Here is a 25,237-nt window from a genome sequence, read left to right on the forward strand (position 1 = left end):
CGACGACCAGCCGCTCCCAGGCGTAGGTCAGGACCAGTGCCGGGGTGTCCGCGCCGTGCAGGGCGGCGTGGACCAAGGCGGCCCGATGTTCTTGAGGCTCCCGGGCGCTCAGGGCGTGCGCCGCCCCAGCGGCAGCAGGTACTGGAGCGGCTGCTCCAGGTCGTCCAGGCCCAGGAGTTCGTGCGCGAGGTCGTCATGGAATCCCCCCAGCGGTGTACCGGCCAGGCCCAGCGCCGCGCCGGTCAGCAGCAGGGTCTGGGTGAGGTGGCCGGCCTCCAGCAGGGCCAGGCGCAGGGCGCGCAGGCCGTAGCGGCGGCGCAGCAGGCCGAGGTCCGCGTACACGGCCAGGACCGCGGGCGCCTCGTCGACGCCGATCCAGTGGGGGGCCGTGTCCGGCCGGGACAGGTACGTGGAGAGCGCCTTGAGGTCGGCCACGGCCGGCGCCGGGCCGACCGGGCGCAGGGCGCGCCGCTCCGGCAGGCAGTCGTACGTACCCGCCGGGACCCCCGCCACGTCGAACACCAGCAGCCGTACCCGGGCGGTGTAGAGGGCGCCCGCGCTCGGGTACGGACGGTGGGACAGGGTCAGCGGCGGGCCGCCGTCCGGGTCCGGCTGCTCGGTGCGGGCGCTCTCGGCGAGGGAGTGCCACAGCAGTGAGCCCAGGGTCGCGGCGTCCAGCGGTCCCCGGAGCCGGCCGCGCATCGAGGTGCGGGCTGCCAGCACGGCGGACAGCGGCACCTCGGGCAGCGGGGCGGCGGGCAGGGCCAGTTCGGGCCCCGCGGCCCACGCGCGGTCCGTCCACGCCCGTCCGGCGCCCTCCGGGAGGTCGCGCAGTTCGCTGTCCTCGCCACGGCCGATCTGGAACTTGCTCCTCTCCAGGTAGCGGAAGTCGGCGGCGGTGCGGCCCTCCGGGAAGTAGTCGGGTGCCTCCTCCGTCTCCTCCGTCTCCAGCAGGGTGCGGGCGGCCAGCCGGCACACGGCCCGCTCCTCGTCGGGGGTGATCCCGAGCCGGTTGAACAGCATGTGGAGCTGTGAGCCCCACACCCAGGCCCGCAGCTCCTCCCCCAGGTCCCGCAGCCGTCCGTCGGCCCCGCGGACCGCGGCCGCCCACCGCAGGAGGCGGGGCGCCGCGGTGCCCGCGCCGAGCCGCTCGCGCAGTTCCCCGGCCCGCCGCCCGAGGCCGGTGCGCTGCGCCGCGTACACGGTGTTGACCCGGGTGTGGACGGACGCGGCGGGCAGCAGCGGCACCTCGGTGACCCACCGCCAGCCGGCGGCGTGCCCGCGCAGCCATCTCGCCGCGGTGAGCGGGTCCGTGCCGAGCGCGTGCACCGTCGTGTGCGCCAGGTCGGCGGCGGCGGTCAGCCGGGCTCCGGTTCCGCCGCCGGCGGGCAGGGCGCGCAGGGTGTCGAGGGCCGCCCGGGTGGAGGCCTCGAAGACCTCCTCGGCGACGGGCAGCGCCCGCGGGCCGCCGTAGCGATCGGTCTCCGGTTCGTACGGGACGGCGCGGACCTCGCCGTGGCGGGACGGCCAGGGGCCCGGCACCTCGGGCACCGCCTTCGCCGCACGGGCCAGTTCGCCGGGGAGCGCGGCGGCGGCAGCGGCGCCGAGGCCGCGGACCCGGACGCGTACGTGGGGTCCGCCCTCGCCGTAGCGGATGAAGAACCATCCGGCGGCCTCGCCCGCCGCGACGAGCCCGTCGAGGAGCGGGGCCGCCCCGTGGACCAGGAACGCGTCCGTGTCCTCGGTGGCGGAGTGCAGGTAGAGGTGGTGGCTGTGCCAGGTGTCGGGGGTCATCACGGCGTCACGTCCGGTCCTCGTTCGGTTCGGCAGGGGGGACGGGGGGGTCAGGGGAAGGGGTGCGGGTGGAGGGCGAGGTCCTCGTGGCGCAGCGGCCGGTCCGTGCGGCCCAGCCGGTGGGGCACCTCCAGCAGCCGGGGCAGGCCCAGGGTGCGGCGGTTGACGTGCCCGAAGGTCATCGGCAGTGAGCCGGGCACGACGGTCTTCACGCAGTGCAGGCCGAGGCGCCGGCGCAGTCCCGGCTCGGTCTGGTCGACGGTGACCACCTCCAGGCCGGCCGCCTCCAGCCGGTCCACCGTCGCGGCGAGCAGGGCGGAGAGGTCGGTGACCGGCTCGGGCGCTCCCGGCCAGGTCTCGGCGACGGTCAGGCACGGGGTGTCGGCGTAGAGGAACTCCAGCCTCGGGGCCGCCTCGGGCAGGGCGTTCACCCCGACGTGGTCGTCGAGGGTGACCACCAGCTCGGGACGGTCCAGCATCGGGCGCAGCCGTTCGGGATCGCGCGGGCGGTCCTCGGCGAGGGCGCGCTGCGCGGACTCCAGCACGTTGGTGACGGCCTCGGCCACCGCGGAGCGGATCGCCGTGCGCGGGTCGTGGTGGGCGCCGGCGGCGAGGAACATCCGCGGGGCGTCGGGGTGGGAGCCCTCGTAGCGGCAGACGGCGACGACGGCCGGGATCCCGAAGTCGTTCGTCGCGTCGAGCAGCAGGAGCCGGTAGCCGGCCAGGGCGGCCCGGTCGGCGAGCAGGGCCGTGTCGGTGTCCTCGGGCGGCGGCTGGACGCGGCGCAGCGGGGTGGCGGTGTACCAGGCCATCAGGAAGGCGTCCCGCTCGGCGACCTCGAACAGGCCGTAGAGCGCGGCCTCCTCGGGGCTGTTGCCGAGGCCGCAGCCGTTGGAGGACTCGTACACGACGCGCGGGCGGCCCTCGCCGGGCGGGTCCCAGTACGCGACGTGTTCGGGGACGGCGATCTCCCGGCGCCGGGTGAGCGACCAGCCCCGTACCCAGTCCAGTTCCAGGCTGGGCGTGTAGGGGACGGTCGGCGACGCCGGGTGCCCGTGGTGGGCGGGGTCGGGCAGGCCGAGGCGTTCGGGGTCCAGGGCGCGTTCGGGGCCGAGTGCGGCGAAGGAGGCCCGCAGGTCGGAGCGGCGGCCGGTGGGGCGCATCCCGGCGTACCGCTCGACGGCCTCGAAGAGGGCGATCCGCTCGCTGTCGGCGAAGTCCCCGGCCCGGCCGTAGCCGCCGTCGTCGACGTCCCGGTCGTCGGTGACGAGGGCGCTGGTCAGGCAGAAGGCCGAGTCCTCCGCGCGGAACAGGCCGCGGACCGGCCCGAACCGCTCGTCGTACAGGGCCGCGCGCAAGGCTTCGGCCGTGGTGCGGGGGTTGGGGGCGCGCAGCAGGTACGGGTCGGGCAGCGGGCGGGGCGCCGCGGGCAGCGGGGCCGCCGGGGCGGCGGAGTCGGCGGGCAGCGGGTGGCAGACGGCGCAGCCGCCGACCGGGCGGATCCGGTGGCCGGACCAGGTGCCGCGTCCCTGGTGGAGCAGGTGGACGGCGGCCGTCGGCGGGTCCTGGGCGGGCTCCGGCCGGGCGTGGCCGTCCAGGAGGTCGCGTACGAGGGCGCCGAGGGACTCGGCCAGCGCCGGGGACGGTACGCCGGCCAGCGCCAGCTGCGGGCTCTGCCGGGGAACGCGTCCGCCGGCCGTGGCCAGGCGCTGGTACTCGGCGCAGCACAGGCAGGCCGGCGCGCCGGGTGCGAGCAGCGGCCCGACCACCGCGAGCGGCCCGTCGAAGCGTACGGGCACCAGGGCCACGGGGTGGGCCAGCGCGTGCCGGCTCAGGTCCTCGGCGAGCCCCCGCGTCCAGTCGGTGAGCAGGACGGCGGCCGGGCCGGCGGTGGCCGCCAGCGCGGCTGCGGCGTCGAGGACCGGGACGGGCAGGGCGGCGCGGAGGGCCGCCGCGGCCGGGGCGGGGCGGACGGCTGTGGTCATCACGGCTCCTCGGGGGTGTGCAGGACGGTGAACCCGAAGGCCCGCAGCAGCTCGGGGAGTTCGCCGTCCCGGGCCGGGCCGGCGGTGGCGGTGGCGGTGGCGGTGGCGGTGGCGGTGTCCCGGGGCGCTCCGGCCGGGCGGCGCAGGGCGGCCTGGAAGGCCTCCTCGCGGCCGGCGATGCCGGCCAGCCAGCGGCCGGTCCAGCCGTCGTCCTCCCAGCCGGCGGCGCGGGCACCGGCCGCGGCCAGCGGGGCGACGGCGCCGCCGGAGGGCGGGACGCCGCCGGGCCCGCCGGCCTGGACGGCGGCCACGGCGGCGAGCGCGGCGAAGGCGGCCGCGTCGGCCGCGGTGGCCTCCACGGCCTCCCCCAGCACCCCCTCGTCCCCGCCGTCCCGGCGGACCACGGCGTGGTGCACCCCGTCCGTACCGGCCCGCCGCACCCGGATCCCGGCGGGCACCTCCAGACGGGCCGTCAGGGTGTGCCACCAGTGCCGGAACTGCGGGTGCCCGGACCACTCGGGTGCGGCGACGTCCACGGCCCCCGGGGTGCCGCCGGGCGTCCGGGCCGCGCGGCGGGCGAAGGCGGCGCGCAGGGCCCGGCCCCGGGCGTGGCCGGGGTTCGCGCCGACGGTGCGGCCCGGCCCGGGCAGCAGCAGTTCCGCCGTCCGGCACAGCAGCTCCAGGCGGGCCAGGTCCAGCCGTGGCGCCCCGGCGGTGAGGCGTCGGCGGGCCGGGCCGTCGCCGGGGAGTTCGCAGGTGGCGAGGGGTACCGGGAGCTGGCGCAGTCCGGCCGCGAGCGGGGCGGGCAGGGCGCCGCACCGCTCGTCGGTCAGGGCCGACAGCCGCCGGAGGGCTTCGCCGAGGGTGGCAGCGGGGGCGAGGCCCGTCCACCGGTCGGGGGCCGGCGGGCGGGGCCCGAGCCAGGTGCGGTACTCGGCCCGCGGGGGCGCGGCCTCGGCGAGGAGCACCGCCGGGAGGCCGGGCAGCAGCCGGTCGTCGCCGCCTTCGCCCGCCGGGTCGGGGAGCCCGGCCGCCGCGCACAGCAGCCGGTGCGCGGCGGCGCCGCCGAGCAGCGGGGCGAGCGCCGGGGCGGCTGCCCCGCCCCCGGCGCCCGTGCCGGCGCTGCCCTCGCGGCGGCTCCCGGCGCTGCCTGCGGCCCGGCCCTCGGCGCTGCCGTTGCCGCCCGTCCCGGGGATGTCCGCGCCGCGGCTCCCGGCACCGCCCCCCGCGCCGCCCTCGCCGCCGCCCGCCCCGCGGTCCAGCCGGGCCTCCAGGGCTGCCGCGTCGGCGCGGGCCCGGGCCGGGCTGCCGGGGGCGGTGGCGTAGCCGCCGTCGGGGCGGAGCCCTGCTGCGAGGGCGCGGACCGGCCCGGTGCCGTGCAGGTGGAGCAGTACCCGGCCCTCGGGCAGCGCGGGGTCGGCGGTGCGGGCGGCAGGTACGCCGGCCAGCTCCAGCGCCCGCGCGGCAGCCCGGGCCAAGGGCCCCCCGGGGTCGCCGGCCAGGACCTCGGCCCGCGCCGCGGCGAGGGCGGTGCGGGCGGCGGCGGGCCGCTCGGCGGTGGCCCCGAGCCACAGCGCGACGGGGTCGTGGCGCTGGTCCCCGTACGCGGTCCCGGCGGACCCGTCGGGCTCGGACACCAGCAGGCCGTGGGCGTCCAGCTGCCCGAGCAGGGTCTCCACGGCGGTGCGCAGCGCCGGGCCGGCCCCGGCCGCGTCGAGGTGGACGCCGAGTGCGCCGGCGCGCAGCGGCCCCTCCAGCCACTGCCACAGGGCGGGCAGTGCGGCGCTGCCCTCCAGGGTGACGCTGCCGGCCCGGCCCCGCAGGTGGAGTCCGGCCCGCAGCGGGGTCACGGCGACGCCCGGCCGGAGCCTGCGCGCGTCCCGGGCGGCGGTGGCCGTCGCCCGCTCCGCGGCGGTCATGCGCCGCGCTCCGCGGCGGCGACGAGCGCGTCGAGTTCCGTGCGCCAGTCGGAGCCGGTCAGCGCGGGGACCGTGCGGACCACCAGGTGCGCCGCGAGGTACCGCTCCAAGGGACGGACGTCGCAGATGGCCAGGAGCCGGTAGAGGGCGTTGGTGCCGGCCCGGTGGACCAGGTAGCCGGGGTCGGTGAACATGGCCCCGCCCGGGTCGGCGCGGCTCAGCAGCCGGTGGAACTCGCTGTAGCGGGTGCGGGCGTCCGGGTTCCAGCGTTCGGCCGCCGCCCGGTCGCCGGTGGCGGCGGCCCGGTCCCGGTAGGCGGGCGCGCTGCCGTGCAGGTCGGCGCCCGCCTCGTGGCGGGAGCGGGCCAGCCGGCGGGCGCCGGCGGAGAAGTCGGCCCAGGACCGTTCCCAGCCGTGGGCGCCGCCGTCGGCGATCCGTCCGACGAGCGCGGTGACGGTGTCACCGGCGCGCTCCCACTGCCGGTCGAAGGAGGCCCTCAGCCGTCCGTCGGGGTCGTCGTGGAGGAGGAAGTCCTCCAGGTGGGAGACGTACGACCAGTGGCCGCCGGCCAGGCCGTCGGGGTGGGCGGCGGCATGTGCGGCGAGCGCGGTCACCGCGAGCCGGATCCGGGCCCGCCCGTCGTCGCCGCTGTCGCCGAGGAAGCCGGCGCCCGCCCGCAGCGCGTCGAGCCCGCCGCGCAGCAGGTCGTCGCGCAGGGCGGCGCCGTCGTCGCCGAGCAGGGCGCGTACGGAGGACCGGTCGGCGGGCTCGACGCGGACGGTGTTGTCGGGGGTGATCGGCCCGTAGGGCGGGGGAACGAGTTCGGCGCGCCCGGCCTCGGCGGCCGCCGCCAGCAGTTCGGCCTCGGTGCGGTCGCTCCGCGAGGGGTGCCGGCGCAGCCAGTCGCGGATCGTGGAGGCGGCGGACTCGGCGGCGGCCTCCACCCGGCCGGCCGGGCCCTGGAGGCGCAGCCGCAGGTGGGGGCCGTACAGCCAGTGCCGCTCGACGTGGGCGGCGAGCCCCTGCCGCGCGGCGGCGGCGGCGAGCGGGAGCAGCGCCCCGCGCAGCAGGGGGGCCTTGACCGGGTGGTGGTGGTAGGCGATCACGTCGAGGGCGCGGCTGGTGGGTGCCGGCATGGTCGGTTCCTCTGCTGTCCGGGGGCGGGTCATCGGGTCCGTCCGGCCCGGTAGACCTCCAGTACGAGTTCGACGGCGCGGGCGGGCGCGTCCTGGGCGCCGGGGGCGGGCAGTGCCTCTTCGAGGACGGCGCCGCCGCCGTGGCGGGAGAGCCACTTGGCCAGGCAGCGCAGGTGCAGGGCGTTGCCGAGGTCGACGAGCTGGGGCTTGGGGCGGCTCAGCCCGCTGAGGAAGTCCTCGGCGGGGCGGCCGGTGGGGGCGGTGGCGGCGGGGTGCAGGAAGAGCTGTTCGGGCAGGCCCAGCGCGGCGCGCCAGCGGGCGGCGGCCTCCGCCGGGACCTCGCCGCCGGCGGTGAGGTCGGCGCGCAGCCGCTCGACGGCACCGGGCGGGAGCAGCCAGCGGCGGCGGCGCAGGACCACGTGGCGGTGGCGCAGCCTGGGCGTGCGGGTGACCGTGCCGCCGCCGGGCGCGGTGAGGGCGGTGCGGGGGACGAGCGGGCGGAGGTCGACGATGCCGTGGGGCTGGTCGGCGAGGTGGGCGCCGAGGCGGCGCGGCAGCAGCACCGGGGAGAGGAAGCCGGGGTAGAGCACGTCGAGGAGTTCGCCGGTCTCGCGGAGCCGGATGCGCACCTGGTCGTCGGCCTCGTCGTGGACGAGGTCCAGGTCCGCTTCGCCGAGGGAGCTCCAGCGGCGGTCGGGGCCGATCTCGTCGGGGACGAGGAGGGGGTGGAGGTTGGCGTTGAACCCGCCGACGGGCCGGATCTGTGCGGCCCGGGCGTCGGGGCCGAGGGCGCGGCGGACCTGCCGGGAGACCTCGGTGGCGGCGCGGGGGTCGAGGGTGTCGAGGAACCGGCTGGTGAAACGGCCCCAGCCGCCGTAGACCTGGTTGACGCAGAGCAGGCCGTGGCGGGGGTCGCGCTGGAGGAAGTACGCGTGGCTGAGCGGGCGGGACAGGGCCCAGTCGGGGAGCCGGTCGCCGAGGCCCTTGAGGAGGTCCGGGGGCAGGACGAGCTCGGCGGCCTCGGCCGGGTCGGCGTACGGGTCGCCGTGCGGGGCTCCGTGCGGGTCGCCGTACGGGGCTCCGTGGGCGGCTTCCCGGACGGCGGCGACGGCCTCGGCGCGCAGGGCCGCCAGCGGGCCCGTGCCGGTGGGGAGGGCGTCGGCCGGGTCGAGGGCGGAGAGCCGGCCGGCGGCCTCCCAGGCTTCGGCGACCTCGGCCCCGAACTCCCACGGGTGGGGGCAGGTCCCGCCGGGTCCGTAGCGGGCGACGAAGCGGTCGCGGACGACGCGGCGCAGGAGGTGGCCGAGGTCGAAGAGCTCCGCCAGCGGGGACACCTCGCGGAGCGCCTCGTGGTCGGCGGCGCCGAGGAATCCGCCGAGGTCGAGCGGGTGCGGGGCGACGACGTCCTCGGAGACGGTGCTGAGCGGGGCGGACACGGCGGGGACGGGGCGGCCGGCGGCGGCCAGCGCGCGCGTCCAGCGGTCGGAGAGGACGGAGAGCAGGGCGGGGCGGCCGGTGGCGGGGGTGTCGGCGAAGCCGGAGGTCAGCCGCGCGAGTTCGCCGAGGCGCCCGGCGTGGGCGGCGTCGTCGGCGGCGTCCTCGGCGTCGGCTGCGTGCTCGGCGTCGGCGCCGCCCGGGGAGCGCAGCCAGTGCGCGAGGCGGTCCAGCGGGTCGGGGTCCTGGGGCGGGACGGGTTCGCCGGGCACCAGCAGCCCGGCGTCGGCGAGCCGGGCGAGGAAGCCGGCCGCGGCGGCCCGGCCGTCGCCGCCGGCCCCCGTCGGGGCCCCCTTCAGGGCGGCGGCCAGCAGTCCGGTCAGCTCGTCCAGCGGTACCGGGTTCCCGGCCCGTTCGGTGACCAGGCGCAGCGGGCCGGTGGCGGGCAGCTCGGCCTCGTCCTCCGCGGCCACGAGGTAGCGGCCCCCGGCGAAAGCGGTCCGGTCCCGGGAGTACGCGGCCCGCCCGCCGGTGGTGCGGGCGGTGCTGGTGATGCGGTGGGGCAGGGCGGCCCGGCGGTGCGGGGCGTCCAGGAGGGCGAGGGTGAGGGCGCTGGTCAGGGCCCGGCTGGGCCGTACGACGGACCGGAGCGGGCCGTCGAGCAGGGGCGCCCGCCCCCAGGAGGGGACGGCGGGGGCCGGGTCCGGGGGCAGCGGGCCCCAGCCGACGGCGGTGAACCAGGACAGCGGGCTGGTCTTGGTGCTGGCCCGCAGGGCGTAGCGCAGGACGGCCGCCTCCTCCTTGCGGGTCCTGCGGTCCTGGGTCCCGGCGGCGGCCCGTTCCACGGCGCGCAGCAGGTCGGTGCTGGTGAGGGCGACGGCCTTGGCGAGGGCCGGCTCGCGGCAGAGGGCGGCCAGGGCGCCGCGTTCGGCTGCCAGGGCGGGTGCGGCGGCGGCCGCGAGGGCGGCGAGGAGCGCAGTGCGGCGTTCGCGCAGGGCGAGCCAGCCGGCGAGCCGGGGCAGCCGCTGCGGGAGGTCGCCGAGGCGCTCCAGCAGGGCGGGCCGGGGTTCGCGTCCGTTGTGCAGGGCGCGGCGCAGCGGGAGGACCACGTCGCGGTGGAGGGCGGCGGGGTGCCCGGCCCGGCTGTCGTGGAGGTCGTCGCAGAGCGGTGCGGCGGTCTCCAGCAGTCGCCGCTCCGTCTCCTGAAGGCGGGCGAGCAGGGTGCGGAACGCGGCGGCGTCCGGGCTCTGGGCGGGATGGGTCAGTGCGGTGGCGCGGACCAGCGCGTACGGCGCGGCCCACACCCGGTAGCCGTCGGCTTCGGCCTCGGCCGGCGTGCGGTGCTGCTGCTGCTGCGGCATGCCGGTCCCCTCCTGTGGGTGTGGCGCGCGGGCTTCCCGCCGCACTCGGGGTGCGGCGGGAAGCGGTTTGCGTGGGTCGGGTGTGCGGGTCGGTCGCGGACGGTCAGCCGAGCGGCATGTCCATGTGCGGCTTGTTGCAGGAGGAGGAGGCCTGGCAGGAGCAGGAGCCCCAGGACGCGCCGCCCTCGGGAAGCGCGACGGTGTCCCGCATGGCGGTGACGGTGAGGTCCCCGAGGTCCAGGTCGAGGTCCTCGAGGGCGAATTCGGGGGTGCGCACGGTGTCGGACATGGGTGTCTCCCTGAATATGGATGGGAAAGCCGGAGTGTTCGCCGGGCGGTTTTCCGCAGGCCGGTGAAACGGCTCGCGGGCCGCCGGAGGGAATGCCGGATTTACTCGGGTTGCGGCCCGGCCGGATGTCGATGACTTCCGGCCACTGGTGCGGCCGACCCGGGATTCAGGATCACGCAGGTGCCCGAAGGTCCGCTAGAGCGGAGATCCAGCCGCATTTCCGAACCCGTACGGCAAGTGGCGGGATTTCACGGAAAAACCCTCCCCACCGGGCGCCGGATCGGCAGGCTTGAGCCGGTGTGGCCGAAATGGGGCGGCAATGGCCGGTCCGGATACGGCGACGCCCCCGTCCACCAGAGGTGGACGGGGGCGGAAAAGGGCAGGGGCGTCAGTGGGAAATCAGCCTTTCCTCACCACGCTCGACTTCAGCTGCATGGCGCCGAAGCCGTCGATCTTGCAGTCGATGTCGTGACCGTCCACGCCGTCGACGAGGCGGATGCCCCGGACCTTGGTGCCCGCCTTGATGCCGGTCGGGTGGCCCTTGACCTTCAGGCCCTTCACCACGGTCACGGTGTCGCCGTCGGCGAGCACGTTGCCGACCGAGTCCTTGACCACCCGCTCCCCGGGGGCGTCAGCGTCCTCACCGGCCGCGAGGGGCCATTCGTGCCCGCACTCGGGGCAGACGAGGAGGGCGCCCATCTCGTAGGCGTAGGAGCCGGAGCATTCGGGACAGGGGGGAAGCACGTTCTCGTTCACCCTCCCAGTCTATGGAACGCACGGTGCCCCGCCGACAGCAGTCGGCGGGGCACCGGATCAGGCGATGCGCGGGATCAGACCTGCGGGACCGGGTAGGTCGGGTACTCCACCCCGGAGACGTGCTGGACGACGCGGATCACCTGGCACGAGTAGCCGAACTCGTTGTCGTACCAGAGGTAGAGGATCGCGTTGTCGCCGTCGACCTTGGTGGCGCCGGCGTCGACGATGGAGGCGTGGCGCGAGCCCACGAAGTCCATGGAGACGGCGTCGGGCGCGGTGGTGAAGTCGATCTGGCGCTTGAGCGGCGAGTGCAGGGAGACGCCGCGCAGGTACTCCAGGACCTCTTCGCGGGTGGTCTCGCGGCCCAGGCGCAGGCTCAGGATGGCGATCGAGACGTCCGGGACGGGGACGCGGATCGAGCTGCCGGTGATCGGGGCCTTGAGGTCGGGCAGCGCCTTGGCGACGGCGGAGGCGGCGCCGGTCTCGGTGATGACCATGTTGAGCGGCGCGGAGCGGCCGCGGCGGTCGGCCTTGTGGTAGTTGTCCAGCAGGTTCTGGTCGTTCGTGAACGAGTGGACGGTCTCCACGTGGCCGCGGAGCACACCGTACTCGTCGTCCATCGCCTTCAGCGGCGGGACGATCGCGTTGGTGGTGCAGGAGGCGCAGGACAGGACGCGCTCGTCCGGCTTGATGGTGTCGTGGTTGACGCCGTGGACGATGTTCGGGACGTCGCCCTTGCCGGGGGCCGTCAGGACGACCTTGTCGATGCCCGGGCGCAGGTGCTTCGAGAGGCCCTCGCGGTCGCGCCACTTGCCCGTGTTGTCGATGAGGATGGCGTCGTTGATGCCGTACTCGGTGTAGTCGATCTCGGACGGGTCGTTCGCGTAGATCACCTTGATGGTGTTGCCGTTCGCGACGATCGTGCCCGCGGCCTCGTCCACCGTGATGGTGCCCTGGAACTGGCCGTGGATGGAGTCGCGGCGCAGCAGCGAGGCGCGCTTGACCAGGTCCGCGTCACCGCCGCCGCGCACGACGATGGCGCGCAGGCGCAGGCCGTTGCCGGAGCCGGCCTTCTCGATGAGGAGGCGGGCGACGAGGCGGCCGATGCGGCCGAAGCCGTAGAGGACGACGTCGCGTCCCTCGCGGCGCTCGATCTTGTTCTCGCCGGTGGCGCCGACGACGGCCTCGGCGGTGAAGTCCTCGACCGACAGACCGCGGTCGTCGGTCTTGTAGGTGGCGGCGAGCATGCCGATGTCGATCTGGGACGGGCCCAGGTCGAGGGCGGTGAGGGCCTGGAGGAACGGCATCGTCTCGGTGACCGACAGCTCCTCGCCGTCGATCTGCCGGGCGAAGCGGTGGGCCTTGAGAATGCTCACGACCGACTTGTTCACCAGGGAGCGGCTGTGGAGCAGGATCGTGACGTCCCGTTCCCGGTGCAGCTTCCCGATGAGGGGGATCATCGACTCCGCGATCTCCTCGCGGGTCTTCCAGTTGGCGAACGAGTCCTCGTTGACAGTCACAGACGTTATCTTTCGAGCTAGGCGGCGCTCATATGCTAACCCGCCGCCGGATCGTTCCTTCAAGGGGGACCGGCTGAACGTGGCCGGCGCCGGCCGCACCGGGTCTGAGCTGCGGCCTCCTCGGTTCAGTCGAGCACCGGCCGGGCTTCCGGGTGAGCGTCCCACCACTCTCGGTGGAAGTCGTTGTTGTCCACGTTCGCCAGGTACGCGGCGACCGCCGCGCGGTAGAGCCGTTCGGCCTGCTGCGCCGGGACCGCCGAGCGGTTCCAGGCGAGGCGGATGCGGCCGGTGACCGGCGTGCCGGCCAGGGGGCGCATCACGGTCCCGGCCACGGGCGGGGCCGTGGGCTGGCAGAGGGCGATCGCGCGGCCCGCGGCGATCAGGTCGTGCCGCATCTGGCGGTCGGTGATCCGGTGGCGCAGCGAGGGGACGAAGCCCGCCTTCGCGCAGGCCTCGACCAGGGCCTCGGGGCCGCCGTCGTCGTCCTCCACCAGGGTCATCCACTGCTCCCCCGCCAGCTCGGCCAGCTCCAGGGTGGTGCGTCCCGCGAGGCGGTGCCCCGAGGACATCCGGATGCAGAACGGCTCCTGGGGCACCACCGTGCGGGCCGTGACCCCCCTGGGCAGCGGGACCTCGTAGTCGTTCACCTCGCCGTACACGATCACGTCGTACTGGCCGGCGCCGAGCATCCGCACCAGTGCCGTGACGGAGTCCTCCAGGTCCACGGTGACCTCCCGCCCGGACAGGGCCTGGTCGGTCCGGGCGAGCAGGCCGTCCAGGAGCACCAGCAGGATGCAGCCGAGCCTGAGCGGGGCGTCGGCCGCCAGCGCGCGGGCCTCGGCGCCGAGGGCGGCCATCTCGCCCAGCACCCGGCGCGCCCTGGCCAGCACGAAGTGCCCCAGGGCGGTGGGCTCCACCCCGTGGCGGCCCCGGGCGAAGAGCTCTCCGCCGGTGACCGCCTCGATCCGGCGCAGCTGGGCGGAGAGCGCCGGCTGCGATATCCCCAGCCGCCTGGCCGCCTCCCCCAGACTGCCCGCTTCCGCGATCCGGCAGACGGCTTGCAGATGCCTCAACTCCAGCTGCATCCAGGCAGCTTACGAAGCGCCGCGGCGGCGCACCATAACCCGCGCCTTATGCCCGCAGGGATGTCCCAATCTCGCCATGTCCACGCTCATACTCGGCGACGCGTACCGCCACCCACCCCCCACACACGATCGGAGTGGACTCGTGCAGCCCACCAGATGGACGGCGTCCGTGGCAGCCCTCGCGCTGACCGCGAGCCTCGCCGGCGCGCTGGCCGGCACCGCGTCGGCCGCGCAGCCGGATCCCGTACCGCCCCGTCAGTCCAAGGCCGAGCGGGCCGTGGCCGCCGCGGACGCGGCGGTCCGCAGCGGCCTCGACACCCTGGTCAACTCCCCCCGTCAGCAGTACGAACGGCGCCTGGTCACCCCCTGGGTGAAGGACCTGTACTCGGTTGCGTACGAGCGCAGCTACCGGGGCCTGCCGGTCGTCGGCGGCGACGCGGTCGTCCTCGCGGACGGCGAGGGCCGGGTCCGCGCGCTCCAGTCGGCCTCCGCGACCGTGATCGACGTGGCGACCACCCCGGACCTCGACGCGAAGGCGGCCGAGGCCTCCTCGCGGCGCGAGCTGGAGAAGGTGGACAAGGTCGAGAGCAGCCGGCTCGTCGTCCGGCTCAAGGACGACAAGCCCGTGCTGGCCTGGGAGACCGTGCTCACCGGCCGCACCCGCACGGCGCCCAGCCGGCTGCACGTCTTCGTGGACGCCCGCACCGGGAAGGTCGTCGACCGCTACGACGACGTCGTGGCCGGCACCGGCAACAGCAAGTGGAACGGCCCGAACCCGCTGACCATCGACACCACCGCCTCCGGCGGCACGTACTCCCTGCGCGACCCGAACCGCCCGGGTCTGAGCTGCGCGGACTACAGCTCCGGAACGGTCTTCAGCAAGTCCTCGGACTCCTGGGGCACCGGCAACCCGACCTCCAAGGAGACCGGGTGCGTCGACCTGATGTTCGCCGCGCAGAAGCAGTGGGACATGCTCTCCCAGTGGCTCGGCCGCAACGGCGTCAGCGGCAACGGGCGCAGCTTCCCCGGCAAGGTCGGCCTGAGCGACCTCAACGCCTACTGGGACGGCAGCTCGGTCACCATCGGCCGCAACAGCGCCAACGAGTGGATCGCCGGCGTGGACGTGGTGGCCCACGAGTACGGTCACGCCATCGACTCCAACACCCCCGGCGGCACCAGCGGCCAGGAGGCCGGCCTCGGCGAGGCCACCGGCGACATCTTCGGCGCGCTGACCGAGGCGTACATCAACGAACCGGCCCCGTACGACACCCCCGACTACACGGTCGGCGAGGTCATCAACCTCCAGGGCCGCGGCCCGATCCGCAACATGTACGACCCGCCGGCCGTCAACAACGACCCGGCCTGCTACAGCTCCGCGATCCCCGGCACCGAGGTCCACAAGGCGGCCGGACCGCTCAACCACTGGTTCTACCTGCTGGCCGAGGGCACCAGCCCGGGCGGCGGCAAGCCCAACAGCAGCACCTGCAACCAGACCACGCTGACCGGTGTCGGCGTGCAGAACGCCGGCAAGATCTTCTACGGCGGCATGCTCCTCAAGACCAGCAGCATGTCCTACAAGAAGTACCGGACGGCCACCCTCTCCTCGGCCAAGTCCCTCGACGCCACCTGCAACCTGTTCAACAAGACCAAGGCCGCCTGGGACGCCATCAGCGTGCCCGCCCAGAGCGGCGACCCGACCTGCACCCCGAGCGGCCAGAACGACTTCTCGCTCTCCCTGAACCCGGCCTCCGGCACCGCCCAGCAGGGCGGCTCCGTCACCACCACCGTGGCCACCAGCACCACCAGCGGCTCCGCCCAGCAGGTGACGCTCACCGCGACCGGCCTGCCGGCCGGGGTCACCGCCTCCTTCAACCCGGCCACCGTGCAGTCCGGGCAGTCCTCGACGCTGACCCTCTCCGCCTCCTCCAACACGGCACCGGGGTCCTCCACCGTCACCGTCAAGGGCCAGGGCGCGTCCCTCGCGCACACCGTCGACTACGCCCTCACCGTGGGCGGCACCCAGCCCGACCCGACGGCGCCCGACATCAGCGTCGCCAACGTCCAGGCGCACCTGGCCCAGCTCGGCACGATCGCCTCGCAGAACGGCGGCAACCGCCGGGCCGGCAGCGCCGGCTACACCCAGTCCCTCGCGTACGTGAAGGGCAAGCTCCAGGCCGCCGGCTACACCGTCACCGAGCAGGCCTGCACCTCCTGCACCTACCCGTCGAACAACCTGATCGCCGACTGGCCGGGCGGCCCCGCCGACAAGACCGTGATGTTCGGCGCCCACCTCGACGGCGTCTCGGCCGGACCGGGCATCAACGACAACGGCTCGGGCTCCGCCACCCTGCTGGAGAACGCCCTCGTCCTGGCGCAGAAGAACCCGACGATGACCCAGCACGTGCGGTTCGCCTGGTGGACCGACGAGGAGCAGGGCCTCAACGGCTCGAAGTTCTACGTCAACCAGCTCACCAGCGCCCAGCGGGCGGCCATCAAGGGCTACTACAACTTCGACATGGTCGGCTCGACCAACGGCGGCTACTTCATCAACAACGTCAACTCCGCCACCGCCGCCCCGCTGAAGGCGTACTGGACCTCGCTGAACCTCGCCCCGGAGGAGAACACCGAGGGCCAGGGCCGCAGTGACGACTACTCCTTCCAGCAGGCCGGCATCCCGACCTCCGGCTACGCCGCGGGTGCCAGCGCCCGCAAGACCTCCGCGCAGGCCGCGAAGTGGGGCGGCACCGCGGGCGCGGCGTACGACTCCTGCTACCACAGCTCCTGCGACACCACCTCCAACATCAGCGCGACCGTCCTCGACCGCAGCGCCGACGGCGTCGCGTACGCCATCTGGAACACGTCCGTCGGCGGCGGCACCCCCGCCTCCGACTTCTCCATCGGCACCAGCCCGGCCGCCGGCTCCGCCAACCCCGGCGGGTCCGTCACCTCCACGGTGAACACGGCCACCGTCAGCGGCAGCCCGCAGACCGTCGCCCTGTCCGTGACGGGCGCCCCCTCCGGCGTGACCGCGACCGTCAGCCCGGCCTCGGTCCAGTCCGGCCAGTCGGCCACCCTCTCCGTCCAGGTCGCCGCGGGCACCCCGGCCGGCACGCACACCCTGACCGTCACGGGCACCGGTTCCACCACCCACAGCACCACGTACACGCTGACCGTCGGCGGGGGCGGCGGCACCTGCACCCCGGCCCAGGTCGTCGCCAACGGCGGCTTCGAGAGCGGCTCCGCCCCGTGGTCCGCGACCTCCGGCGTGATCACCAACCAGTCCGGCCAGGCCCCGCACGGCGGCTCGTACATGGCCTGGCTGAACGGCTGGGGCAGCTCCCGCACGGACAGCGCCTCGCAGTCCCTGACCCTCCCCGCCGGCTGCGCCTCCGGCCGGCTCTCCTTCTACCTGCACATCGACACCGACGAGAACGAGAACGTCGCCTACGACACCTTCACGGTCTCGGTGGGCGGCCAGACCCTGGCGACCCTGTCCAACCTGGACGCGGGCTCCGGCTACACCCTGAAGAGCTACGACGTCTCCCAGTTCGCCGGGCAGACCGTCGTCCTGCAGTTCAAGGGGGTGGAGGACCAGTCCCTCCAGACCTCCTTCGTGGTGGACGACGTGACCCTCCAGACGAGCTGACCCGACGGCACCCCCGAACCACCCAGGAGCCCGGCCGGCACCCCCGGCCGGGCTCCGCCGCGTCCCCTCAGCCGTCTTCCGCCAGTACCTCCACGAGCTCCGGCAGTTCCCGCAGCTTGGCCACCGTCTGGTTCAGCAGGCGCACGGCGGCGTCGGCCCGGCCCCGCTCGATGGGCGCGGGCACCGAGGGATCACCGGCCCGCTCCTTCAGCTCGGTGAGCAGCCGGCGGATCTCGGCGGTTCCCGCGTTGACCTCGCGGATCCGGCTCTCGATGCGGAGCAGCAGGTCCGCGCCGGGGAGCGGCGCGGCGGGCTCTTCCGCGGCCACCCCGGCCACCGGTGGCCGGGCCGCGGGCACCGCCGCCGCCAGGACCGGCACCGGAGCGGGGGGCTCCACCCGCTCCGCGCCGGCCTCGGGGCCGGACCTCTCGGTCTCGCCCCCCACCTGCGCCGGCGCCGGCGCCGGGCGCGGGGCGGCCGGGGCCGGGGCCGGGGCCGGGACCAGGGCTGGGGCCGGGGTGATCAGGGTAGGGGCGGCCGGGGCCGGAGCGGCCGGCGCGGCGGCCGCCTTGCGCGGTCGCGTACCGGTCTCCTTGGGGAAGGCCGCGTCGAGCCAGAGGGCGGTCATCGGCCGGTTGGGCATCCGCATCCCCCCGGACCCGCTCACCTGCCACGGCTCGCGGTCGCCGTCCTCCATCGCCTCGACCAGCGATCGCAGGACCCCGACCGCCGCCCTCCTCTTCTTCTCGTGGCGCAGCGCCTGAAGGACGTTCGGCACACCGCGCCGGGTCCTGCGTACGAGCTCTCCGGACTCGCCGACGGCCTCCTGCCCGTCGAGGGAGCCCCGGTCCGCCTCGACGATGCCGAACGAAGCCAGCCAGTGCGCGGCCCGGTACGCGACGAGTTCCTCGAAGGCCTGGTCGTCGGTTTCCGCCGCCGCCAGCAGCTCGGGCAGGGCCCTGCCCGACAGGACGATGCCCTCACGGACCTTGCTGGTGAAGATCTGCCCGATGCGCGGGTTCCACGGCTTCGGGAAGCTCAGCGACGACAGGGCGGACCACGCCCGGGCCCGCTGGTTGATCTCGTCCGCCTTCAGCTGGGACGGCGGCCCCTCGCTGAGCGCGCGACGCAGCAGGTGCCTCTTGTCGGGGTCGACCGGGAAGAGCTCCTGCAGGAGGGCCATGGACCGCAGGTCACGCAGTTCGGCGACCGTCATGTCCGGTGTGGCGCCCGGGAGTTCGCGCACGGGGGCCAGTCCCGACAGGACTTCGGCGGTCTTCTCGTCCATGAGTCCGCTCGCGACGTACATCCCGAGCACGCTGCGCCCCAGCGCCCGGGAGCGGTCGACGGGGTCGAACTCCAGGGGGGGATGGACGTGGTCCCTGCGGTTGCTCATCTGGACGATGCGGTAGAGCCGCTGCGGCGTGGGGGTGCCGACGACGAGGTGGGCGTCGACCACCGCTACGGCCGCCGCACGCCGCGCCCTCGGCGCGTTCTTGGGGTCCAGGTCTTCGTCGGATTCCGCGTATTCCCTGTTCAGGAGGGTGGAGAAGGCCGTGAGCCAGTCCTGGGGATCCCAGACGATGCCTCCTTCCGGGCGGCCCAGCTTCTCCGCCGGGACACCCGCGAGTACCTCGCCGGAGGTCAAACCGAAAATCGACTGCCGCTTTTGTGTTCGATTGTTTCCGCGCACGGCCATCCATCCCCAGAACGCGGGAGGCTGGACCGGCCCGTCCTCGGTGTCCGACCCGGGCCGTTCCTCCAGTCGGACCTCCTGCGGTACGTACATCCCCGGTTCCTGCTGACCGTTGAGGACGAGGTCCTCCTCCAGGTCGTACGGCCGTACCTTGTCGCGCTTCAGCAGGGCGTCCGCCGCGTCCTCGGCATCCATCAGCAGGGCCTGGCGGTTCCTCGCACCACTCCGGAGCGCGGCCATGAAGCACTCACGCCCCTGATCGTCCACATGGCTCCAGGGGAGCACGGAGGCGAGGGTCTTCTCGGTGCCCCGCCCCACGGTGGGGTCCGCGACCGACCGCCAGATCGAGCTGATGCGCTCGTTGTGGCTCCACTGCACTCCGCCCACGCCGTGCATGCGGACGACGAGCACCACCATGTCGCCCGCATCGGTACGGATGCGGCGCACCGCTCCGGCCTTGACCCGGCGGACACCGCGGGAGTCAGGTTCACCGAGCGCCTCTTCGGGATCCACGATGAACGGCGCCGCGTTCTCCAGCGCGGCACGCGGAACGTTGACCCCTTCGGTCGCGAGGACGGCTTCGATCCAGCGCTCCTGGATCTCGCGCGCGGGCGGCAGGGGAAAAGGAGCCTGCGTGTCGATGTTGGTCATGGCCTCACATCACTCCGATCCGCGGAAATGATCGGCGAGCCACGACAGCGGCTTCTGCGCGATCCGGACGACGGGGTTGTCGGTGAAGAGCCCCAAGAGGGCGATCCCGAGGCGGATGAGGTTGACGGTCGCACCGAGATCCCGCCGACGGCGCCGATGACGACGCCTCCTTCGCCCTTCACCCGAGCCCGAGGGTTCCACAGGAGAGGTCACGATCGAGGCCCTTTCAGGAATCTCGCGGCAGCCTCGTCCTGACGGCCAACTCACCTACCGCGGCACTGTGTTCGTGCGTCCACGGTGTCACCTCCACGGGCGGCCGGATGCCCGACGGGGAGATGCCACCTGGACGGGTGACGCCCTGCACGGGCGAGCGATTACGGCGCTTCTCGACAACAAGCACGGCTGCGGGGAACACGGTCCGCGCCGGTACAGGACACGCCACTCCCGCTCCGGGCCACCCTTCCGGGTGATTGACAATCCGCCTTCGCGTCGAAGAGGCCGGATGGCAGGGCACCTCCGTGGACAGGTGTGGCGACGGAGGCGGGTTGGTACGTTGCCCCGGACCGCCGATCACAGGAGTTGCCGCACATGTCCGACATCAAGGTCCGCGCCGTCCAGCCCGGGGACTTCGCCCAGTGGCGTGCCCTGTACCGGGGCTACGCCGACTTCTACCGGGTGGAGCAGACCGAGGAGGCGGCCGCCACCGTGTGGGCGTGGGTGAACGACCCCGGACACGAGGTCGGCGCCCTGGTGGCCGAGGACACCGAGGGGCGGCTGCTGGGGCTGGCGCACTACCGGCCGTTCGCCCGGCCGCTCTCCGCGACCGTCGGCTGCTTCCTGGACGACCTGTTCGTGGCCCCCGAGCACCGTGGCTCGGGGGCCGCCGACCTGCTGCTCGGGGCCCTGAAGGGGCTCGCCGCCGAGCGCGGCTGGAGCGTGGTGCGGTGGATCACCGCCGACGACAACCACCGGGCGCGCTCCAAGTACGACCAGGTGGCCACCCGGACCATGTGGGTGACCTACGACATGGCACCCGGCCGCTGACGCCCCTGCCGCTACGCCGCCGCGTCGTCGCAGACGGCGCAGACCCGGTCCGCGTACTGCGGCGGATACCATCCGGCACCGGGCTGCTCGGCGGGCTCCCACGATGCCGTCCCCATGGCGAAGGTGTCCTTGCCGCACAGCGTCCTCGGGCCGCGCACGGCGCGCTGCCCGGGGGCGGCGGGCGCCGCGTGCACCCGCAGGACGGGCGCTCCGTCCCGCGCGTGCACCGCATCCGCCGTGTCGTCGTACTCGTACACCACGACCGTCCCGCTCATACCTCGACGATAGACGCCCCCGCCGGAGCCCGCCGCACCGTCACGCGCGGCAGAGCTCCGCGACGCGCTCCAGCTCGTCCCCCCACACCGCGGCGTCGCGCGGCCCGACGTGCGGGGCGGGGACGGACCGTACGCGGAAGGGGTTGCGCGGTGTGGTCCCGTCGGCCTCTCGGATCATCAGGTCCTGGAGCGGGAGCGGGATCGAGCGGTCCTCGGTGAACCGGAGGAAGGTGCGCGGCACCCGGCCCCAGGAGGCCGGCAGGCCCCTGGAGTCGGCGGTTCCCACCTGCGCGGACTCGTCGGGCTCCAGGGTGTTGAGGAGTGCCCACACCTCCGCGTCCGAGCGGTCCGCGGCCAGGGCCTCCTTCGCCGCGGCGAAGAAGGCCGGGTCGCCCGAGCGCCAGTTGACCCGGTTCACCCCCAGCTCCGGCGGGGTCGGGAAGGGCGGGCGCGGGAAGCGGAACAGGGCGCTGGTGGCGCCCTCGGGGGTCATCATCAGTTCGGTCACCGAGGTGTGCCGCGTCGGGCAGAAGGCCGAGGCGTACACCAGGTGGGAGATCAGTTCGGGCACCCGGTTGGCGACCGCGTTCAGGGTCGCCCCGCCCAGGCTCTGCCCGACCAGGACCACCGGGCCGTTGCGGTGGGCGGCGCGTACGACGCCCACGACGTGCTCCGCGAAGTCGGCGAGCGTGACCCGGCCGATCGGCGAGGGCTCGGTGGCCAGCCGCTCCAGGTCCTGCGGGGACTGGTAGGAGAGGGGGTAGTAGGCGCCGGGACCGTGGCCCGGGAGGTCGACGGCGATCGTCCGGTGCCCGCGCAGGCCCAGCTCGGCGAGGACCGGGGACCAGCCGTAGGAGTTGCTCCCGGAGCCGTGGACCAGGACGAAGGTCGGCGCGCCTCGTCGGCGTCCGTCGGCGTGTGCGGCGGAGGCCCCCGCTCCCACGGCGGCGACCGCGCCCGCGCCGGCCGCGGTGACGCGCAGGACCCCGCGCCTCGACCAGCCGGCGCCTTCCACGTTGTCACTCTGTTCGCTCATGGTCCCGACCCTATGATCACGTCCGGCCGGGGCCGCTCGGATCCGGCCAGTGTCCGCAGGCCGGTCAACTCCCGTCGTCGAAGACCTCGTCGGCCGGCACGAAGGCGCGCAGGCCGGCGTGGGTGATCTGCCGTTCCTCGCTGAGGGCGCGGGCCGTCGGGGGCCGGCCGGGCAGCCCGTGCCAGCGGTGCGTCCAGCGGATCCGGCCGGCGCGCACCCGCCCGTCCTGCGGGTCGGTCACCCTGTGGCGCTCCAGTTCCGCCCACGGCACCCGGGCCGCGAGCCGGGCCAGGCGGGCGGCGGTGGCCTCAACGGTCGCCGCGTCCACGCCCCGGTTGGAGCGGGCGCAGGCGACGAGCCGGGCGCCGTCGACGAACCACGGGTGGGCGGCGTCGGAGAGGGCGTCCTCGCGCACGGCCGGGAAGGACAGCAGCAGGTCGGCGAACTCCCGGTCCTCAGCGCGCCGTTCGATCCGGTCCTCGCCTTCGACGAGCGCCTCGACCGGGTCGCGGCGGCCGTCCCAGGCGTACGCGGAGGACACGTACGGCAGCGCGAAGGGCAGCTCCACCGTCCACACGGTGACGTAGTCCTTGGCGGCCTCCAGCGCGGCGGCGGGCTTCAGCATCCGGACGAGGCCGCCGAAGTCCTCGTGGTCGACGAGTTCGAGGTCGAAGACGGTGACGCGGAAACCCTCCCGGTCCATCCGCACGACGCCCTCCGCGACCAGGTCGCGGGCGTGCCGGGCCAGGCCCACCAGGCGCTCCAGGTGCGGGGCCTCCTTGACCCGCTCCCCCATGGTGGCACCGCCCTCCCATTCGGCCGGGTCCTCGGGCACGTGCTGCTCGATCCGGCCGAAGCCCACGGCCGGCTCGGCGCAGGTCTCCTGGTACGCGAACCCCCGGTCGCGCGCGTACTGCTCGCGCCGCTCCAGGAGTTCGGCGTGGCCCAGCAGGTCCTCGGCGCGCTCCGTCTCCAGTCTGCGCAGGGCCTCCTTGTGGTGGCGCACGCTCCACACCAGGAGGGCGGCGAGGACCAGCAGCAGGGTGGCGCCGCCGGCCGGCCAGCCGCTGAGGGCCACGGCCGCGAAGACGGCGGCGAGGGTGGCGAGGGTGACCAGGTTCAGCAGGAGCCGGCTGGTCGCCAGGGGGTGGCCGGGGAGGGGGAGGCGTCGCATGCGGGGCAGGCTAGGAGGCACCCGCGGCAGCCCTGATCTTTCCGGCCATCGTCGGATCATCATCCGATCAGGTCATCCGTCCCGGACTCTTGACTCCTTTCGAGCCAGTCGGGATTCTCGTCCCACCTTTGTGCGGGGCATGACAATTCATGCCCGGATCCGCTCGCGCCGCATCCGACGACCGAAGACATGAGTGATGACCTTGACCCCTCACCCGCCCCCACGGCCTTACCGCGGCGCCGCGCGCCGACGGCGCCGCCGCCTCGCGCTCCTGACACCGCTCGTCGCCGCGCTGGCCATGCTGCTCGGTCCCGCGCCCCTGTCCTCCGCCGAAGCGGGCTCCACGTCCGACGCCGGCTGGTGGAACCCCACCGCCCGGCCCCAGCCCGACTCCGCGGTCAACGTCACCGGTGAGCCCTTCAAGGGCACCGACGCCCAGGGCAAGGTGCGCGGGTTCGTCGACGCGCACGACCACATCATGTCCAACGAGGGCTTCGGCGGCCGCCTGATCTGCGGCAAGCCCTTCTCCGAGGCGGGCGTCGCGGACGCCCTCAAGGACTGCCCCGAGCACTACCCCGACGGGACCCTGGCCGTCTTCGACTTCATCACCAAGGGCGGGGACGGCAAGCACGACCCCAACGGCTGGCCCACCTTCAAGGACTGGCCCGCCCACGACTCGCTGACCCACCAGCAGAACTACTACGCCTGGATCGAGCGCGCCTGGCGCGGCGGGCAGCGCGTCCTCGTCAACGACCTCGTCACCAACGGGGTGATCTGCTCGGTCTACTTCTTCAAGGACCGCGGCTGCGACGAGATGACCGCCATCCGCCTGGAGGCGCAGAAGACCTACGACATGCAGGCCTTCGTCGACAAGATGTACGGCGGCCCCGGAAAGGGCTGGTTCCGCATCGTCACCGACTCCGACCAGGCCCGCGAGGTGATCAAGCAGGGGAAGCTGGCCGTCGTCATGGGGGTCGAGACCTCCGAGCCGTTCGGCTGCAAGCAGATCCTCGACGTCGCCCAGTGCGGCAAGGCCGACATCGACCGCGGCCTCGACGAGCTGTACAAGCTGGGCGTGCGCAGCATGTTCCTCTGCCACAAGTTCGACAACGCCCTGTGCGGGGTCCGCTTCGACGAGGGCGCCCTCGGCACCGCGATCAACGTCGGCCAGTTCCTGTCGACCGGCACCTTCTGGCAGACCGAGCAGTGCGCGGGCCCTCAGAAGGACAACCCGATCGGCCTCGCGGCGGCTCCGGCGGCGCAGAAGGAGCTCCCGGCCGGGGTCGCGGTCCCCTCGTACTCGGCCGACGCCCGCTGCAACAAGCGCGGTCTCACCGAACTCGGCGAGTACGCGGTCCGCGGGATGATGAAGCGCGGGATGATGCTCGAGGTCGACCACATGAGCGTCAAGGCCGCGGGCCGCGCCTTCGACATCCTGGAGTCCGAGTCCTACCCGGGCGTCATCTCCTCGCACAGCTGGATGGACCTGGGCTGGACCGAGCGGCTCTACAAGCTGGGCGGTTTCGCGGCCCAGTACATGAGCGGCTCCGAGGCCTTCGGCGCGGAGGCCAGGCGCACGGACGCCCTGCGCGACAAGTACAAGGTCGGCTACGGCTACGGCACCGACATGAACGGCGTCGGCGGCTGGCCCGGCCCCCGGGGCGCGAACACCCCGAACCCGGTGAAGTACCCCTTCACCAGCACCGACGGCGGTTCCGTCATCGACCGCCAGACCACCGGGCAGCGCACCTGGGACCTCAACACCGACGGCGCCTCGCACTACGGCCTGGTCCCCGACTGGATCGAGGACATCCGGCTCACCAGCGGCCAGGACGTGGTGGACGACCTGTTCAAGGGCGCCGAGTCCTACCTCGGCACCTGGGGGGCCTCCGAGCGGCACAAGTCGGAGGTGAACCTCGCCGCCGGCTCCTCCGCCTCGGCCTCGACGTCCGAGTGGTGGAACCCCTTCGTCGACTACTCCCCCGGCCGGGCCGTGGACGGCGACTCCGGATCGCGCTGGGCCAGCGAGTGGAACGACAGCCAGTGGCTGCGCATCGACCTCGGCTCCGCGCACCGGATCGGGCGGGTCACCCTCGACTGGGAGCGGGCCTACGGGAAGGCGTACCGGCTGGAAGCCTCCACGGACGGCACGAACTGGCAGACGGTCTGGTCCACCTCCGACAGCGACGGCGGGCTCGACACCGCCCGGTTCGCCGGGGTGACGGCCCGGTACCTACGCATGCAGGGCGTCCAGCGGGCCACCCAGTGGGGGTACTCCCTCCACGAGGTCGGCGTCTACAGCAGCTGACACCACCGGCGGGGGGGGGGGGGGGGGGAGGGGGGGGGGCCCCCCCCCCCCCCCCCACGCCACCCCCCAAAGGGGACCTCCCCCCCCCCCTCCTGCCGCCAAGGACGACACCCTCCCGAGAGAAAGGG

Annotated in this window: 17 protein-coding genes; 3 read left to right on the forward strand and 14 right to left on the reverse strand. The window is 74.6% G+C overall.

The window, feature by feature from the left end; all coding sequences use genetic code 11:
* Window positions 1-108: 108 nt before the first annotated feature.
* The 9 genes from AC07A6_RS08210 to AC07A6_RS08250 all read right to left on the reverse strand — a co-directional run bounded on the left by AC07A6_RS08210 (window position 109) and on the right by AC07A6_RS08250 (window position 13,279).
* On the reverse strand, window positions 109-1,794 hold the full coding sequence (locus AC07A6_RS08210) for a thiopeptide-type bacteriocin biosynthesis protein (RefSeq protein ID WP_478776509.1): 1,686 nt from the start codon (window positions 1,792-1,794) through the stop codon (window positions 109-111).
* A 50-nt stretch (window positions 1,795-1,844) separates the two neighbouring features.
* Window positions 1,845-3,779, reverse strand: a complete 1,935-nt coding sequence (locus tag AC07A6_RS08215; protein ID WP_478776510.1) for a TOMM precursor leader peptide-binding protein — start codon at window positions 3,777-3,779, stop codon at window positions 1,845-1,847.
* Window positions 3,779-5,698, reverse strand: a complete 1,920-nt coding sequence (locus tag AC07A6_RS08220; RefSeq protein WP_478776511.1) for a hypothetical protein — start codon at window positions 5,696-5,698, stop codon at window positions 3,779-3,781. Before AC07A6_RS08220 ends, AC07A6_RS08215 begins: the two co-directional genes overlap by 1 nt.
* Window positions 5,695-6,834, reverse strand: a complete 1,140-nt coding sequence (locus tag AC07A6_RS08225) for a hypothetical protein (protein ID WP_478776512.1) — start codon at window positions 6,832-6,834, stop codon at window positions 5,695-5,697. The genes AC07A6_RS08220 and AC07A6_RS08225 overlap by 4 nt, the downstream gene beginning before the upstream one ends.
* 29 nt (window positions 6,835-6,863) lie before the next feature.
* Window positions 6,864-9,629, reverse strand: coding sequence for a lantibiotic dehydratase (locus AC07A6_RS08230; RefSeq protein WP_478776513.1), 2,766 nt, complete (start codon window positions 9,627-9,629; stop codon window positions 6,864-6,866).
* A gap of 103 nt (window positions 9,630-9,732) precedes the next feature.
* A complete protein-coding gene (locus AC07A6_RS08235) occupies window positions 9,733-9,918 on the reverse strand; it encodes a thiazolylpeptide-type bacteriocin (RefSeq protein ID WP_478776514.1) in 186 nt (61 codons plus the stop codon).
* Window positions 9,919-10,317: 399 nt separating this feature from the next.
* Window positions 10,318-10,674 (reverse strand): zinc ribbon domain-containing protein YjdM, encoded by a 357-nt coding sequence (locus tag AC07A6_RS08240; protein ID WP_362466900.1) that lies wholly within the window; start codon window positions 10,672-10,674, stop codon window positions 10,318-10,320.
* 74 nt (window positions 10,675-10,748) lie between these two features.
* A complete protein-coding gene (locus AC07A6_RS08245) occupies window positions 10,749-12,194 on the reverse strand; it encodes a glyceraldehyde-3-phosphate dehydrogenase (RefSeq protein ID WP_362466898.1) in 1,446 nt (481 codons plus the stop codon).
* 125 nt (window positions 12,195-12,319) lie between these two features.
* The gene (locus AC07A6_RS08250) at window positions 12,320-13,279 is read right to left on the reverse strand and encodes a LysR family transcriptional regulator (protein WP_362466896.1); all 960 of its coding nucleotides are present in this window, start codon (window positions 13,277-13,279) and stop codon (window positions 12,320-12,322) included.
* A 169-nt stretch (window positions 13,280-13,448) separates the two neighbouring features.
* Here AC07A6_RS08250 and AC07A6_RS08255 point away from each other — a divergent pair, with 169 nt between their 5' ends.
* Window positions 13,449-16,925 carry a M28 family peptidase gene (locus AC07A6_RS08255; protein WP_478776524.1) on the forward strand — a complete coding sequence of 1,159 codons (3,477 nt, stop codon included), beginning with the start codon at window positions 13,449-13,451 and terminating at the stop codon, window positions 16,923-16,925.
* Window positions 16,926-16,992: 67 nt separating this feature from the next.
* Here AC07A6_RS08255 and AC07A6_RS08260 read toward each other — a convergent pair whose 3' ends face one another.
* Window positions 16,993-19,272, reverse strand: coding sequence for a hypothetical protein (locus AC07A6_RS08260; protein WP_478776515.1), 2,280 nt, complete (start codon window positions 19,270-19,272; stop codon window positions 16,993-16,995).
* 9 nt (window positions 19,273-19,281) lie between these two features.
* Window positions 19,282-19,485: a hypothetical protein gene (locus AC07A6_RS08265; RefSeq protein WP_362466890.1), complete on the reverse strand. Its 204-nt coding sequence runs from the start codon at window positions 19,483-19,485 to the stop codon at window positions 19,282-19,284.
* 375 nt (window positions 19,486-19,860) lie between these two features.
* Between AC07A6_RS08265 and AC07A6_RS08270 the strand changes: the two genes are divergently transcribed.
* Window positions 19,861-20,316 carry a GNAT family N-acetyltransferase gene (locus AC07A6_RS08270; protein WP_386270751.1) on the forward strand — a complete coding sequence of 152 codons (456 nt, stop codon included), beginning with the start codon at window positions 19,861-19,863 and terminating at the stop codon, window positions 20,314-20,316.
* 11 nt (window positions 20,317-20,327) lie between these two features.
* Here the strand turns inward: AC07A6_RS08270 and AC07A6_RS08275 are convergent, their stop codons facing one another.
* From AC07A6_RS08275 to AC07A6_RS08285, 3 genes are all read right to left on the reverse strand, one after another.
* Window positions 20,328-20,591 carry a hypothetical protein gene (locus AC07A6_RS08275; RefSeq protein ID WP_362466886.1) on the reverse strand — a complete coding sequence of 88 codons (264 nt, stop codon included), beginning with the start codon at window positions 20,589-20,591 and terminating at the stop codon, window positions 20,328-20,330.
* 40 nt (window positions 20,592-20,631) lie between these two features.
* Window positions 20,632-21,627, reverse strand: a complete 996-nt coding sequence (locus AC07A6_RS08280) for an alpha/beta fold hydrolase (RefSeq protein ID WP_478776516.1) — start codon at window positions 21,625-21,627, stop codon at window positions 20,632-20,634.
* A 64-nt stretch (window positions 21,628-21,691) separates the two neighbouring features.
* On the reverse strand, window positions 21,692-22,801 hold the full coding sequence (locus AC07A6_RS08285) for a hypothetical protein (RefSeq protein ID WP_386270748.1): 1,110 nt from the start codon (window positions 22,799-22,801) through the stop codon (window positions 21,692-21,694).
* A 298-nt stretch (window positions 22,802-23,099) separates the two neighbouring features.
* On the opposite strand from AC07A6_RS08285, the gene AC07A6_RS08290 reads away from it, so the two are divergent.
* Window positions 23,100-25,109 (forward strand): galactose-binding domain-containing protein, encoded by a 2,010-nt coding sequence (locus tag AC07A6_RS08290; protein WP_478776525.1) that lies wholly within the window; start codon window positions 23,100-23,102, stop codon window positions 25,107-25,109.
* Window positions 25,110-25,237 lie beyond the last annotated feature (128 nt).

The organism is Streptomyces sp. NPDC044002 (genome assembly GCF_056434525.1).